The sequence below is a fragment of the Neobacillus novalis NBRC 102450 genome (assembly GCF_001591805.1).
GTDB classification, from domain to species: Bacteria; Bacillota; Bacilli; order Bacillales; family Cytobacillaceae; genus Neobacillus; species Neobacillus novalis.
In genome coordinates, this window is the sequence record NZ_BCVP01000092.1 from 1 (window position 1) to 1,423 (window position 1,423).

The window sequence follows — 1,423 nt, forward strand, 5'->3', positions numbered from 1 at the left end:
AAACAGTTTCTGAAATGCTTTGTAGGACAGTTTTTCTGTTTGTATAGAAGAAGCGCGGTGCAAGATTTGGTTCGTGTCTCGTCCATGAAGCTGCTTTCTTACGTCTTTTATTTTCCGTTCCATTTCTCGATGCTTTGAACGTGTATGGATATATCGATTGGAGTAAAACCATTCCTTTTTCCCTTTTTTCACTACTCCATTGTTTTGAAAGTTGTTCGGATTATTGGCTCTTCGCTGCCTGTCCATTTTACGGTTTATTCGCCTTTTTTCTTTATCCAGTAAAGCCACTTCTTCACAAAACTCTTTTAATTCCGCTTTCGATTCCCCTACTATCGCAATCGTAGAAGGACCTATGTCTAATCCTATTTCTTCCTTACCTAATTCATATTTACGATAAGGATTTCCTTCTAGGATTAATTGAACATAAAAACGATTTTCCCCTTTTACTTCCTTTTTTATAATCCTGCAATACTTTATTTTCTGTTTTAAGGCATACTGCATCCATTTATCTTTCGGATCAAATAAGCATTTCAATGTAAGGTTTTTCCCGACGAAAACATATCCGTTCGAATACGTAAGAAATGTTTTATTATTTTTCCCTTCTAATGATACAAACTCACCCTTATGTTTAAACTTCACTTTTTTAGCTAGTTTAAATGCAAATTTTTGAGTAGCTTTAAAAGCACGGGTAGAGATTTTTTGACATACGTGAGTTCCCAAATGTTCGGCAATAAATTTGGAATCATTTTTCGTTTTTGTCCCAAATGATTGAATGGAAGCGTTCTTAAATCCGTACGTCTCATTGAGATCTTTAAAATTAGCCCTGCGTAACTCTACATCTGCTTTCGACGTTTTTGATAATTGAATGCTTTCCTTGTATAGATCCGTTCCTTGAATCGCCTTAAGTCTTTTCAAACATTCACCAAGACATGCGTTATATAGCTGCCTGGCACAATCAGACAACACCAAAAGCTGTTTCTCTTCCTTCAAATTCGTTTTCAATCGAATCGTCGCTACAAAAGAGGGCGTTCTTTCTTTTGATGTTGCCATGGTATTACACTCCTTTTTGGTTTTCTATGTATTGTTTCACCACTTCAAGTGTTGTGCCGCCTACAGTGGATACAAAATAGCTATTCGTCCAAAGGGAAGGGATTCTACTTTTTAACCAAGGAAATTCACTTCGTAAATATCGAGAACTTCTTCCTTTCATCATTCTAATGAGTTTATTAATTCCAAATTGGGGGTCGCATTCAACAAGGAGATGAACATGATCAGGCATAATCTCCATTTCAATCACATCAGAACGAGTTTCTTCTGCAACTTCAAAAATAATAGATTTAAGTCTTTCATCTACTCCATTTATTAAGACACTTCTTCTATATTTTGGGCACCAAACCACATGATATTTACAAGAATATACTAC

The 1,423-nt window shown here is 35.6% G+C and carries 2 protein-coding genes; both read right to left on the reverse strand.

All coding sequences use genetic code 11. From position 1 onward, the window contains the following. On the reverse strand, positions 1-1,050 hold a 1,050-nt coding region (locus BANVL01_RS26420), incomplete at its 3' end, for a hypothetical protein (protein ID WP_066148207.1). A 4-nt stretch (positions 1,051-1,054) separates the two neighbouring features. Beyond that, positions 1,055-1,423 (reverse strand): IS200/IS605 family transposase (tnpA, locus tag BANVL01_RS26425; RefSeq protein ID WP_066148210.1); only part of this gene is annotated, 369 nt, incomplete at its 5' end.